The sequence below is a fragment of the Microbacterium sp. LBN7 genome, assembly GCF_045690345.1.
In the GTDB taxonomy this organism is placed as follows: domain Bacteria; phylum Actinomycetota; class Actinomycetes; order Actinomycetales; family Microbacteriaceae; genus Microbacterium.
Map to the genome: position 1 here is coordinate 3,039,152 of NZ_CP147856.1, position 13,777 is coordinate 3,052,928.

The 13,777-nt window shown below is 69.8% G+C and carries 10 protein-coding genes; 8 read left to right on the top strand and 2 right to left on the bottom strand.

Annotated features, from left to right (window positions below; translation table 11 throughout):
- Positions 1–57 precede the first annotated feature (57 nt).
- Positions 58–1,398: an isocitrate lyase gene (gene aceA / locus LBN7_RS14715; RefSeq protein WP_116635711.1), complete on the bottom strand. Its 1,341-nt coding sequence runs from the start codon at positions 1,396–1,398 to the stop codon at positions 58–60.
- A 121-nt stretch (positions 1,399–1,519) separates the two neighbouring features.
- Between aceA and LBN7_RS14720 the strand changes: the two genes are divergently transcribed.
- From LBN7_RS14720 to LBN7_RS14730, 3 genes are all read left to right on the top strand, one after another.
- Positions 1,520–2,992 (top strand): helix-turn-helix domain-containing protein, encoded by a 1,473-nt coding sequence (locus LBN7_RS14720; RefSeq protein ID WP_407360071.1) that lies wholly within the window; start codon positions 1,520–1,522, stop codon positions 2,990–2,992.
- A gap of 118 nt (positions 2,993–3,110) precedes the next feature.
- Complete coding sequence (locus LBN7_RS14725) at positions 3,111–4,661, top strand: glucoamylase family protein (RefSeq protein WP_407360072.1); 1,551 nt, start codon at positions 3,111–3,113, stop codon at positions 4,659–4,661.
- A 58-nt stretch (positions 4,662–4,719) separates the two neighbouring features.
- Positions 4,720–5,346: a TetR/AcrR family transcriptional regulator gene (locus LBN7_RS14730; RefSeq protein WP_407360073.1), complete on the top strand. Its 627-nt coding sequence runs from the start codon at positions 4,720–4,722 to the stop codon at positions 5,344–5,346.
- 43 nt (positions 5,347–5,389) lie between these two features.
- On the opposite strand, the gene LBN7_RS14735 is transcribed toward LBN7_RS14730, so the two are convergent.
- Entirely contained in the window at positions 5,390–6,898 is a 1,509-nt protein-coding gene (locus LBN7_RS14735; protein ID WP_407360074.1) for a PucR family transcriptional regulator, read from the bottom strand.
- 95 nt (positions 6,899–6,993) lie between these two features.
- Between LBN7_RS14735 and gabT the strand changes: the two genes are divergently transcribed.
- The 5 genes from gabT (at position 6,994) to LBN7_RS14760 (ending at position 13,763) form a co-directional block, all read left to right on the top strand.
- Positions 6,994–8,355, top strand: a complete 1,362-nt coding sequence (gene gabT / locus LBN7_RS14740; protein ID WP_341947786.1) for a 4-aminobutyrate--2-oxoglutarate transaminase — start codon at positions 6,994–6,996, stop codon at positions 8,353–8,355.
- Between the two features lie 81 nt (positions 8,356–8,436).
- Positions 8,437–9,837 carry a flavin monoamine oxidase family protein gene (locus LBN7_RS14745; protein ID WP_407360075.1) on the top strand — a complete coding sequence of 467 codons (1,401 nt, stop codon included), beginning with the start codon at positions 8,437–8,439 and terminating at the stop codon, positions 9,835–9,837.
- Positions 9,837–10,721 carry a universal stress protein gene (locus LBN7_RS14750; protein ID WP_116635717.1) on the top strand — a complete coding sequence of 295 codons (885 nt, stop codon included), beginning with the start codon at positions 9,837–9,839 and terminating at the stop codon, positions 10,719–10,721. Before LBN7_RS14745 ends, LBN7_RS14750 begins: the two co-directional genes overlap by 1 nt.
- Positions 10,721–12,265, top strand: a complete 1,545-nt coding sequence (locus LBN7_RS14755; protein ID WP_341947788.1) for an APC family permease — start codon at positions 10,721–10,723, stop codon at positions 12,263–12,265. The genes LBN7_RS14750 and LBN7_RS14755 overlap by 1 nt, the downstream gene beginning before the upstream one ends.
- 31 nt (positions 12,266–12,296) lie before the next feature.
- A complete protein-coding gene (locus LBN7_RS14760) occupies positions 12,297–13,763 on the top strand; it encodes an NAD-dependent succinate-semialdehyde dehydrogenase (protein WP_407360076.1) in 1,467 nt (488 codons plus the stop codon).
- Positions 13,764–13,777 lie beyond the last annotated feature (14 nt).

Below are 13,777 nucleotides of genomic sequence, written 5' to 3' on the forward strand. Positions count from 1 at the left end.
ATGAAGTCCTTCGCGTGAGGTGGGTGCTTCGACAGGCTCAGCAACCCAGGACGGGGATCAGTGGAACTGCGCGGCTTCGGTCGAGCCGGCGAGGGCGAGGGTCGCGCTGTCGGGGTTGAGCGCGGTGGAGATGACGTCGAAGTATCCGGTGCCCGCCTCGCGCTGGTGCTTGGTGGCGGTGTAGCCGTCTGCCTCGGCGGCGAACTCGGCTTCCTGCAGCTCGACGTACGCGCTCATGGCGCGTTCTGCGTAGCCGCGGGCGAGGTCGAACATCGAGTGGTTCAGGGCATGGAACCCGGCGAGGGTGATGAACTGGAACTTGTAGCCCAGGTCTGCCAGATCCTGCTGGAAGGTCGCGATCTCGGCGTCGGAGAGGTGGCGCTTCCAGTTGAAGCTCGGTGAGCAGTTGTAGGCCAGGAGCTTACCGGGGAATTCCGCGTGGATCGCGGCGGCGAACTCACGAGCGAGCTCGATGTCGGGCTCGCCCGTCTCGACCCACAGCAGGTCGGCGTAGGGCGCGAAGGCGAGGCCGCGGCTGATCACCGACTCGATGCCGGGGCGGATCCGGTAGAACCCCTCGGTAGTGCGCTCGCCGGTGGTGAACTGCTGGTCGCGCTCGTCGACGTCGCTCGTGAGGAGGTCCGCGGCGAGAGCGTCGGTGCGGGCGATGATCACGGTCGGCACGCCGGCGACGTCCGCCGCGAGACGCGCGGCGTTGAGCGTGCGGATGTGCTGCTGCGTGGGCACCAGCACCTTGCCGCCGAGGTGACCGCACTTCTTCTCGCTGGCCAGCTGGTCCTCCCAGTGGATGCCGGCGGCACCCGACTGGATCAGCGACTGCGCGAGCTCGTAGGCGTTCAGCGGGCCGCCGAAGCCGGCCTCGGCATCCGCGACGATCGGGGCGAGCCAGTCCTGCGTGATCTCGCCCTCTCCCGCCAGGGCCTCGGCATGCTCGAGCTGGTCCTGGCGGATCAGCGCGTTGTTGATGCGGCGGACGACGGCGGGGACCGAGTTCGCCGGGTACAGCGACTGGTCGGGGTAGGTCTGGCCGGCGAGGTTGCCGTCGGCGGCGACCTGCCACCCGGAGAGGTAGATCGCCTTGAGGCCGGCGCGCACCTGCTGCACTGCCTGACCGCCGGTGTAGGCGCCGAGCGCCCGGACGTAGTCCTCGGTGTGCAGGAGGTTCCAGAGGTTCTCGGCGCCGCGATGGGCGAGCGTCGACTCCTCGCGGACGGACCCGCGGATGCGGATGACGTCCTCCGCGGTGTAGGTGCGCTCGACGCCGTCCCACCGCGGGTCGGTCTCCCAGATCTCCCGGAGCTCCGCGGCCGTCTGTACCTGGTCGCCGGCGCGCAGTCCGGCGGGGCGAGGTGCGGGGGTTGCTGCGGTGTTCGTCATGGTGTCTCCTCGGTGAGAGTGGGTGGCTTGGCATCCACTCTGGGTGAAGTTCTCATCCTCCGACGACCGATCAGGGGGTGAAGAATGCCCGAAATTCTGTTTCTGTGACAGAATCGCGGCCATGACCCCTTCGACAGGCACAGGGACCCCGCTCCCCGACGCGGAAGACACCGACGCCCTCACGATCGGGCGTCGCATCCGTCAGCTCCGCACGGCGCGGGGGATGACCCTCGACGATCTCGCCGCCGCGGTCGAGCGCGCCCCCAGCCAGATGTCGATGATCGAGACCGGCAAACGCGAGCCGAAGCTCACCCAGCTGCAGGCCATCGCGCGTGCCCTCGGCGTCACGCTCGACGCGCTGCTGGAGGGCGAGCCCCTCGACGAGCGCAGTGCGATCGAGATCGCACTGGAGCGTGCGATGAAGGGGCAGACGTTCCGGGCGCTCGGGATCGATCCGTTCCGCATCGCGAAGTCGGTGCCGACCGACGCCCTCAAGGCGCTCCTCGCCCTGCACGGGGAGATCGACCGCCTGCGCGATGAGCGTGCGGCCACCCCGGAGGAGGCGCGGCGGGCGAACGTCGAGCTGCGGCACCTCATGCGCCGGCAGGACAACCATTTCGCCGACCTCGAGGCGAAGGCCTCGGAGATCCTGGCGGCGGTCGGCCATCCCGGCGGTCCGCTGACCCAGCGCACGGCATCCGAGATCGCCGCCTACCTGGGATTCACGCTGCACTACGCGCCCGATCTGCCGCAGACGACACGCAGCGTCGCCGACCTCGCGCACGGGCGCCTGTACCTGTCGAGCAGCGTGCCAGCCAAGGGGGATGCCCGCACGGCCGTGCTGCAGGCGCTGTCGAGCCGGATCCTCGGGCACTCCGAACCGCACAGCTATGCCGAGTTCCTGCGTCAGCGCGTGGAGACGAACTACCTGACCGGCGCACTCCTCATCCCCGAGGCGCATGTCGTGCCCTCGCTGAAGGACGCCAAGGCGCGGCGATCCATCTCGATCGAGGATCTGCGCGACGCGTACTCCGTCTCGTACGAGACCGCGGCGCATCGCTTCACGAACCTCGCGACGCGTCACCTCGACATCCCCGTGCACTTCCTCAAGGTGCACGAGTCGGGCACGATCACGAAGGCCTACGAGAACGACGACGTCAACTTCCCGACCGACCGCCTCGGTGCGATCGAGGGCCAGATGTGCTGCCGGCGGTGGACGAGCCGGGTCGTCTTCGACGAGGACGACCGCTTCAATCCCTACTACCAGTACACCGACACCGGCAACGGCACCTACTGGTGCACGGCCCGCGTCGAGGCGTCGAGCGAAGGGCTGCACTCGGTGAGCGTGGGCGTGCGCTTCGACGACACGAAGTGGTTCGTCGGACGAGACACCGCGCATCGCGGGGTATCGAAGCACTCGGTCGAGGTGTGCTGCCGGCAGGCGCCCGCAGACCTCGAGGAGCGCTGGCGCGAGAACTCCTGGCCGAATGTGAAGACGCCCCGCACGCTGCTCGCGACACTGCCGACCGGGTCGTTCCCGGGCGTCGACACGACGGACGTGTACGAGTTCCTCGAGGCGCACGCACCGCGCTGAGCGGGATCCGTCGCCATCGTCGATCGGCAGAGGGGGTTGAGCCAACACTGAACACATGTTAGGTTTTCGCGTGTCAGTGCGCTGCGATCCGCAGCGCCGTTCTCGATGAGGAGACGCGATGAAGCGATGGATGAGTGCAGTGGCGACGATCGGAGTGGTCGTCGTCGGCCTGGCCCTCGCCGGCCCCGCTGCGGCGGGTGGCGGACGACCAGGCACCCAGGACCTGAATCGATGGGCGGAGGACACCTGGCAGTCCCTCGTGGCGATGACCGACGAGGAGACCGGGCTCCCTGCCGACAACGTCACCGGCGATCTCGAGACCTCGAGTGCCTACACCTCGCCGACGAACATCGGCGGGTACCTCTGGTCGACCGTCACCGCGCGCGACCTCGACATCATCACCGCCGACGAGGCGCGCTCGCGCATGTCCGCGACCCTCGAGACGCTGGCCGGACTCGAGCGCAACGACGCGAGCGGCATGTTCTACAACTGGTACTCGCCCGCGACCGGGGAGAAGCTGACGACCTGGCCCGACTCCGGCGATGCCGTGCATCCGTTCCTCAGCACGGTCGACAACGGCTGGCTGGCCGCCGCGCTGCGCATCGTGCGCGAGGCGGAGCCCGCGCTCGCGGCGCAGGCCGACGCACTCTACGACTCCATGGACTTCGCCGCGTTCTTCGATCCCGCCGGCGCCGCAGGGCTCCCGGCCGGAAGGAATCGAGGAGGATTCTGGGATGCCGCACCGCCGGACTGCAGCGTCGCGGCGCCGATGTACAACGGGTCGGGAGCGACGGCCTACTACACGTGCCATCACTACGACACGACGGTGAGCGAGAGCCGCATCGCGACCTACCTGGGCATCGCCAACGGGCAGATCCCGGCGACGGCGCTGTACGGCACGCACCGCACCATGCCCCCGGGCTGCGATTGGGCCTGGCAGGAGCAGCTCCCGCAAGGCGAGTACCGCACCTACGACGGCGTCGAGGTCTGGGAGGGCGCGTACACGTACGAGGGGATGTCGTTCGTCCCGAGCTGGGGCGGCAGCATGTTCGAGTCGCTCATGCCGGACCTGCTCGTACCGGAGACGAAGTGGGGCCCGAAGTCCTGGAAGCTCAACCACCCGATCACGGTCGCCGTGCAGAAGCAGCACGGGCTCGACGAGGCCGGCTACGGATACTGGGGCTTCTCGCCCGCGAGCAACCCCTTCGGCGGATATGCGGAGTACGGGGTCGACATCGCCGGCATGCGATCCGACGGCTACACGTCCGACGCCGAGAAGACCGACGTCGACGTCGACCGGCCCGGCTGCACGGTCGGTACGAATCCCGCCCCTGCGTTCGGCGACGGTGTCGTGACGCCGCACGCCGCCTTCCTCGCGCTGCCCTACGACCGGGAGGGTGCGCTGAGCAACCTCCGCGGCATCGAGCACGACCTCGGCGCCTACGGCCCCGGCGGGTTCTACGACGCCGTCGCCGTGCACAGCGGCACCGTCGCCGAACGCTACCTGTCGCTCGATCAGTCGATGATCATGGCGGCGATCGGCAACGAGCTCACGGGGGATAAGCTCAAGGACTACTTCGTGGATCGCGAGATGGAGCAGCGCCTGCGGCCGGCGATGAAGCAGCAGGTGTTCGGCTCGTCGTGGGGAGCGGGCGGCCACCACGGCTGAGACCCCGCCGCCGCGGACCGTGGGAAGAGGGCTGGCTGTGGATGCGGATGAACGACCGGTGACCCCCCGCGGAACCCGCGGCCCTTATGCGACGGGGCAGGCGCGGCGTCAGGCCATCGTCGACGAGGCGCTCGGGGTGTTCTCCCGCACGGGCTTCCATGGAGGCTCGTTGCGGGAGATCGCCAAGCGTGTCGGGGTGACGCCCGCCGGGCTCCTTCATCACTTCGCCGGAAAGGACGAGCTCTTCGCCGAGGTCATCCACCAGCGCGACGAGAAGGTGCGCGCCGCGGCGGGCGACCCTGCCGAGCACACGCTGCTCGAGCAGGCGAGGCGCGTCGTCGCGCACAACCAGACCTCTCGCGGGCTCACCTCGCTGTACGCGATCGTCTCGGCGGAGGCGACCGACCCCGAGCATCCCTCGCATGACGACTTCTCCGAGCGCTACCGGACGCGCGCCGTCGAGGCCGAGGAGATCCTCCGCCGAGGTCAGGAAGCCGGTGAGGTGCGCGACGACATCGACCCTGCGCTGGCCGCGCGTCTGATCAGCGCCGTCATGGACGGGATCCAGCTCCAGTGGCTGCTCGACGAGTCGGTCGACATGGTCGTGCTCTTCGACGAGTTCGTGAGCCGCTACCTGCACCCCGCTGACCCGGCCGCCCCTCCGGTCGCGAGAACGCAGGGGTGATCGACCCCGATCGGTGAGACGGTGCGACCGGAGCGATGTGCGCTCAGTCCCTCGCGGTCTGCAGCAGCGTCCAGAGCTCGGCTCGAGCCGGGAACGACGACAGGTCGATCCCGAGCATCCCTCCCGCCTGGGCGATACGGGAGCGGAGCGTGTGCCGATGCACACCGAGCGCGGCGGCGGCGGACTCGGCGCGCGCGTCGTGCTCCAGCCAGGTGCGCAGCGAGCGCTCGAGATCCGCGCCCGTCCGCGCGTCGTGCTCGCGCAGCGGTGCGAGGCGGGATTCCGCCACGAGTCGCGCCTCATCGGTCGCGAGAGCGGTGAGGATGCTCGAGCCGACGGTGTCGGCGTACCTCACCGCACCGCGCTCGCCCTGCTGGCGGAGTGCCGTCAGGGCCTGCGCGTGCGCGCGCGAGAACGCGTCGTAGCCCTCCGGGTCGGAGACGCCGATGCGGATGCCGAAGCGCACGGCGACCTCGTCGAGGAGGTTCTCGTCGGCCTCGGACAGGCAGAGCGTCACGCCCTCCTCGGACTCGGCCAGGAAGAACGGCGTGCCGTGCTCGGAGCGGTGCCGCTCCCACCAGTCGGTGAGCGTCCCCGCCGGAGCATCGGCCGCGACGGCGACGAGCATGGGGGCGGGCGGGAGGCCGCCGAGGACGCGCCGGGCCAGTCCCGGGTCATCGGTCAGCAGCGAGCCGAGGAGCTGGTCGTGCAGCCGCCGTCGGCTCCGGGCCAGCTGCTCGCTCTGCTCCATCGCCAGTCCCGCCATCGCGATGACCGAGGTCACGACCGAACGCGCCTCCGCATCGAGCACGTCGATCGCGAGCGCGATGACGCCGCGCAGGTGCCCGCCCCGGCCGACGGTGAAGAGAGTGAAGGTGCGGTCGTCGAGCGTGAGCGACTGGCCGGCCTCGAGTCCGCGGGCCAGGATCTCGATCACGCGCTCGCCGAGGTCGTCGAGCACGCCGGTCTCGACCGCATCGCGCGGATGCGAGCTCAGCAGCGCTCCGGCCGCGTCGAACATCCCGGCCCAGACGTCGAGGCGCCGGCCCAGCTCGGCGATCGTCGCGTCGAGGCCATGCGGACGGAGGGCGGCGAGGGCGAGAGCGCGCTGCGTGTCGAGCGCCCACGACCGGCGGGCGTAGGCCTGCGCGGCGATGGCCTCGGAGTGCGCGCGGGCGACGGCGATGAACGGCGTGCGGTAGGGGACCTCGAACAGCGGCATCCCCTTCGCGGCACAGGCGTGGACGAGTTCCTCCGGGATGCCGGAGCGGTGCACCTCGGTGCCGAAGCCGAGCCCGAGCACCCCGCGGTCGGCGAGACGCGCGACGTAGGCGCCGATGTCGCCCGGCTCGTCGAACTGCCGGCCGGTGGTCAGCAGCGCCAGGTCTTCGGAGAGGAACGGCGTGGGGTCCTCGAGATCGGAGCTGTGCACCCACCGCAGCGACCGGTCGAGCGCGCCCTCGGGGAGATCATCCTCGTGCGAGACGAGGGTCAGGCCGAGGTCGCGACGGTGCAGCAGTGCCCGCAGCGTGGGCTCTTCCGCAGCGGCCATGGGGGACTCCCGTTGTACAGGTCGGCGATCTGACTCTCCAGATTGTACAGTCGGGCGAGTGCGGCGGTGTCCGATGCCGCCGTACGCTCGCGAGCATGGCACTCCTCGACACCGCAGCTGTTGCAGTTCCCCTCGGCGGACCCGAGCTCCCCCAGGAGCGACGCCTCGTCACCGCGCTTCCCGGGCCCCGCTCGGCCGAGATCCTCGCGCGCAAGGCGGATGCCGTCGCCGCCGGTGTCGGCCACACCGTCCCCGTCGCGACCGTCGCCGCCGGCGGAGGCGTCGTGGTGGACGCCGACGGCAACTCGCTCATCGACCTCGGCTCCGGCATCGCCGTGACGACGGTCGGCAACGCGCACCCGAAGGTCGCCGCCGCCGTCGCCGCCCAGGCCGCGCAGTTCACCCACACCTGCTTCATGATCTCGCCCTACGAGTCGTACATCGAGGTGGCCGAGGCGCTGAACCGGGTCACGCCCGGTGACTTCGCCAAGAAGAGCGCCCTGTTCAACTCCGGCGCCGAGGCTGTCGAGAACGCGATCAAGATCGCCCGCAAGCACACCGGTCGCCAGGCCGTCGTCGCCTTCGACCACGGCTACCACGGCCGCACGAACCTGACCATGGCCCTCACCGCCAAGTCGATGCCGTACAAGAGCGGCTTCGGCCCGTTCGCGCCCGAGGTCTACCGTGCGCCCATGTCGTACCCGTTCCGCGACGGCCTCGCCGGCCCCGAGGCCGCGGCCCGCGTCATCCTCCAGCTCGAGAAGCAGATCGGCGCCGACAACCTCGCCGCGGTCATCATCGAGCCGATCCAGGGCGAGGGCGGATTCATCGTTCCCGCCGAGGGCTTCCTGCCCGCCATCGTCGACTGGTGCCGTGCGAACGGCGTCGTCTTCATCGCCGACGAGGTGCAGACCGGATTCGCCCGCACCGGCCACATGTTCGCGAGCGAGATCTTCGGCATCGAGCCCGACCTCATCACCACGGCCAAGGGCATCGCCGGCGGTCTGCCGCTCGCCGCCGTCACCGGCCGCGCCGAGATCATGGACGCCTCGCACTCCGGCGGCCTCGGCGGCACCTACGGCGGCAACCCGATCGCCTGCGCCGCGGCGCTCGCCGCGATCGACGTGTTCGAGAACGACGGCGTGATCGAGCGCGCGCGTGAGATCGGCACGATCCTCACCGACCGCCTCACCGCGATCCAGCAGGGCGACGCCCGCGTGGGCGATGTCCGCGGCCACGGCGCGATGATCGCCGCCGAGTTCGTGGACCCCGAGACCAACGCCCCGGATGCCGCGCTCACGGCCGCCGTCGCGAAGGCCTGCATCGCCCAGGGCGTGATCGTGCTCACCTGCGGCACGTACGGCAACGTCATCCGCTTCCTGCCTCCGCTCGCGATCGGCGACGATCTGCTGAACGAAGGACTCGACATCGTCGCAGCGGCCCTCGCCGCCGCCTGACACACACACGTCCGGTCGCGACCCTGATCGGGGGATTGCGGGTCGCGACCGGCACTTCATCCCCCAACGAAGGAGTTGCACATGGCTGAGATCACACGCGACGTACTGATCATCGGCGCCGGAGCCGCAGGGCTCACGGCGGCGAACGACCTGCGCAAGGCCGGCCTCTCGGTCGCCGTGCTCGAGGCGCGCGACCGTGTCGGCGGACGACTGTGGACCGACGTGATCGAGGGCGCGATGCTCGAGATCGGCGGGCAGTGGGTCTCTCCGGATCAGGACGCGCTGAAGGACGCCATCGAGGAGCTGGGGCTCGAGACGTACAGCCGCTACCGCGAGGGCGACAGCGTGTACGTCGGCCCGGACGGCACGTCGCACCGCTTCACGGGTGAGATGTTCCCGGTGTCGCCTGCGACCGAGGCCGTGATCGCCGAGATCACCGAGCGTCTCGACGCGATGGTCGCGGAGATCGACCCGGATCGCCCCTGGGCGCACCCTCAGGCCGAGGAATGGGACACCGTCACCTGGGACGCCTGGCTGCGCGCCCAGACCGACGACGACGAGGCCGTGCGCAACCTGGCCTTCGCCACCGGCACCGCGATGCTCACCAAGCCCACGCACTCCTTCTCTCTGCTGCAGTCGCTGCTCATGGCGGCATCCGCCGGCTCGTACTCGAACCTCGTCGACGCCGACTTCATCCTGGACAAGCGCGTGGTCGGCGGTCTGCAGCAGGTGCCGCTCCGCCTCGCCGAGCGTCTGGGCGACGACGTGCTGCTGAACCAGCCCGTGCGGAGCCTGGAGTGGGGGCCGTCGACCGGCTCGGGGACCCCGTTCGTCCGCGCGACGACCGATGATCTCACGGTCACCGCCCGCTACGCGATCCTCGCCCACGCGCCGGTGCTGTACAACCGCATCTCGTTCGTCCCGCCCCTGCCGCGCCGCCAGCACCAGATGCACCAGCACCTGTCGATGGGGTTCGTGATCAAGGTGCACGCGGTCTACGAGACGCCCTTCTGGCGGAATGACGGCTTGAGCGCCACGGCCTTCAGCCCGTACGAGCTCGTGCACGAGGCGTATGACAACACCAACCACGGCGACGAGCGCGGGACGCTGGTCGGCTTCGTGTCCGACGCGAACGCCGACGGCGTCTTCGAGCTGTCGGCGGAGGAGCGCAAGGAGCGCATCCTCGAGTCGCTCTCGCACTACTACGGCGCCGAGGCCAAGAACCCCGTCGTCTACTACGAGAGCGACTGGGGCAGCGAGGAGTGGACCCGCGGTGCCTACGCCGCGAGCTTCGACATGGGAGGCCTGCACCGCTACGGCGCCGACCTGCGCACCCCCGTCGGACCGATCCACTTCGCGTGCAGCGACCTGGCCGGCGCCGGCTACCAGCACGTCGACGGGGCGATCCGCATGGGGCAGCTCGCCGCCGCGAACATCGTCGACGCGATCCGCGACGCCGGCTCCGCCGAGGGCGGCGTCTGATGACCGGCTCGGTCGTCGTCGGCTACACCGCGACGGACACCGGAGCGGATGCCGCAGCACTCGGTGCCCGCCTCGCCCGCAGCCTCGGGGCGACGCTGCACCTCGTCATCGTGCTCCCGAACGAGGGCACGCGCAGCGCGGCGGTCCCTCCGGAGCGCGCCTACGAGGAGCACATCCGCGGCCAGGCGAAGAAGTGGCTCGCCGACGCGATCGTCCGGCTGCCGCAGGAGCTGACCCGCAGCGGTCACGTGCGCTTCGCGGAGTCCTTCGCCGAGGGACTCATCGCCGCCGGTGAGGAGTTCGGCGCACGCGTCATCGTGGTCGGTGCTGCCGGAGGCGGCATCCTCGGTCGGCATCGTCTCGGCAGCGTCGCCTCGGAGCTGCTGCACTCGTCGACGATCCCGGTCGCGCTCGCGCCGGTGGGTTCGGCGCAGCAGGACGATCACGTCATCCCGCGCGTCACGGTCGCCGTCGGCACCCGCCCGGGCGCCGACGCGCTGCTCGACGAGGCGGTGGCCCTCGCGGGCGACGCCGACGTCGATCTCCGGCTCGTGTCGCTCGTGCCCTTCGACGTCCCGCCGGGACTCGACACCGGAGCGATCCGCGTGGTCGGCGACGAGCACTCGCAGGAGGTTCTCGCGGTCGCTTCGGAGCTGCTGCCCGACGGTCGGACCGCCGCCGTCGAGCGGGCGCCCGGCGACACCGTGGAGGACGCGGTCGCGCATCTCTCCTGGCTCCCCGGCGAGGTCGTCCTCGTCGGCTCCAGCCGGCTGGCTCAGCCCCGCCGACTGTTCCTGGGCTCCACGGCAGCGAAGATGCTGCACGAGCTGCCCGTCCCGATGATCGTCGTCCCGCGCACCCGCGCCGAAGCAGGAGTCCGCTGATGAGCAGCACGAATCGGGCGACGGAGCCCGAATCCGGTGTCACGACCGGCATCTCCACGAAGGGCCTGAGCGCCGGGACGATCGGCCTCATCGGCGCGGTCGTGATCGGCATCTCCTGCATCGCGCCCGCCTACACGTTCACGGCGGCGGTCGGGCCCACGGCATCCGTCGTCGGCGCGCAGATCCCCGCCATCATCCTCGTCGGCTTCATCCCGATGCTCCTCGTCGCCTTCGGGTATCGCGAGCTCAACAACCGGATGCCGGACTCGGGAACCTCCTTCACCTGGGCGACCAGGGCGTTCGGCCCGTGGATCGGCTGGATGGCCGGCTGGGGTCTCATCGTCGCGACGATCCTGGTGCTGTCGAATCTCGCCGGCGTCGCGGTCGACTTCCTGTTCCTGCTGCTCTCGCAGATCACGAACAACCCCGACATCGCCGCCCTCGCGAGCAACACCTGGATCAACATCGGGGTGTGTCTGCTCTTCATGCTCGGCGCGACCTGGGTCTCCTACCGGGACATGCAGACCACGCAGAAGCTGCAGTACTGGCTCGTCAGCTTCCAGATCCTCGTGCTCGTGTTCTTCGCCGGCGCCGCGATCGTGCAGGCGGTGAACGGCAACGGGTTCGACTACCAGCCGTTCGACCTCAACTGGTTCAACCCGTTCGCGATCTCGTCGTTCAGCGCCGTCGCCGCCGGTCTCTCGCTCTCGATCTTCATCTTCTGGGGCTGGGACGTCACCCTCACGATGAACGAGGAGACCAAGGACCCGGAGAAGACCCCGGGACGCGCCGCCACACTGACCGTGCTCACGATCGTGTCGCTGTACCTGCTCCTCGCGGTCGCGATGATCATGTTCGCGGGCGTCGGCACGGGAGACCTCGGGCTCGGCAACGAGGACATCCAGGAGAACGTGTTCTTCCACCTCTCCGGTCCGATCCTCGGCCCGCTCGCCTTCCTCGTGTCGCTCGCGGTCCTGACCAGCTCGGCGTCGTCGCTGCAGTCGACCTTCGTCGGCCCGGCGCGCACTCTCCTGGCGATGGGCCACTACGGCGCGCTGCCGAAGTCGTTCGCCAAGGTCAGCCCGCGCTTCTTCACCCCGGGATACGCGACCATCGTCTCGGCCATCGTCGCCTCCGCGTTCTACGCGGTCATGCGCGTGGTCAGCGAGGACACGCTGTGGGACACCATCCTCACGCTCGGCATGATGATCTGCTTCTACTACGGCATCACCGCCTTCGCCTGCGTCTGGTACTTCCGCAAGCAGTGGTTCGACTCGACGAGGAACTTCTTCTTCACGTTCCTGTTCCCCCTCGTCGGCGGCATCATCCTCGCGGTGCTGTTCTTCACGACCCTCATCGACTCCATGGATCCGGCATACGGATCCGGATCGCAGATCGGCGGCGTCGGCATCGTCTTCATCCTCGGGATGCTCATCATCGTGGTGGGCATCGCGGTGATGATCTGGCAGCGGGTCAAGCGGCCCGCGTTCTTCCGCGGCGAGACCCTCGGCATCGACGCTCCGCCGAGCCTCCGCCGCCGCTGACCCCGCACTCCTCCCCACAGAAAGAGAATCCATGAGCACTCAGACCGAGCAGGCGCTGCTCGACAGCATCCCCACCGGCCTCTTCATCGGCGGCGAGTGGACGGATGCCGAGACCGGCGGCACCTTCGACGTGCAGGACCCCGCGACGGGAGCCGTCATCCGGACGATCGCCGACGCGACGCCCGCCGACGGCAAGCGCGCGCTCGACGCCGCGGTCGCCGCTCAGGACTCGTGGGCGGCCACCGCTCCGCGCGTGCGCAGCGAGATCCTCCGCCGGGCGTTCGACCTGGTGCAGGTGCACAAGGAGGACCTCGCGCTGCTGATGACGCTCGAGATGGGCAAGCCGCTCGCGGAGGCGCGCGGCGAGGTCGGCTACGGCGGCGAGTTCCTGCGCTGGTTCAGCGAGGAGGCCGTGCGCATCAGCGGCCGCTACGGCATCAACCCCGAGGGGACCGGCCACATGGTCGTGTCGCAGCGGCCGGTCGGACCGTCGTTCTTCGTGACGCCGTGGAACTTCCCGTTCGCGATGGCGACCCGCAAGATCGCGCCCGCGCTCGCTGCCGGCTGCACCGTCGTGATCAAGCCCCCGGCCCTCACGCCGCTCACGACGATGTTCTTCACGAAGCTGCTGGAGGAGGCGGGTCTCCCCGCCGGTGTCGTCAACGTCGTGCAGACGTCGAAGTCCAGCGCGCTGTCGGCCCCCATCATCGCCGACCCGCGTCTGCGCAAGCTGTCCTTCACCGGCTCGACCGAGGTCGGCCGCAAGCTCATCGCCCAGGCGGCCGAGGGCGTGCTGCGCGTGTCGATGGAGCTCGGCGGCAACGCGCCGTTCGTGGTCTTCGACGACGCCGACCTCGACAAGGCCGTGGAGGGGGCGCTCGCCGCGAAGTTCCGCAACATCGGGCAGGCGTGCACGGCGGCGAACCGCTTCATCGTGCACAAGGACGTCGCGGGCGAGTTCGCCGCACGCGTCACGGAGCGCGTCAAGGCGATGAAGATCGGCCGCGGCACCGAAGAGGGCGTCGCGATCGGACCGCTCATCGACGAGGATGCCGTCGCCAAGGCGGGCGAGCTCGTCGACGAGGCCGTCGGCCGCGGCGCCACCCTGCTCGCGGGCGGCAAGGCCGTCGAGGGCACCGGCACGTTCTACGAGCCGACCGTCCTCACCGACGTCGTGGCGGGATCGGCGATCCTCCGCGAGGAGATCTTCGGACCGGTGCTTGCGATCGCGACCTTCGACTCCGAGGACGAGGCCGTGCGCCTCGCGAACGACACCGAGTACGGACTCGTCTCGTACGTCTTCACCGAGAACCTGCAGCGCGGACAGCGGATGATCGACAAGCTCGAGACCGGCATGATGGGTCTCAACGTGGGCGTGGTGTCGAACGCGGCCGCCCCCTTCGGCGGCGTCAAGCAGTCCGGCGTCGGGCGCGAGGGCGGCTTCGAGGGCATCCACGAGTACCTGTCCACGAAGTACACGCTGATTCCCGTCTCCTGAAAACCCCTCGGTCG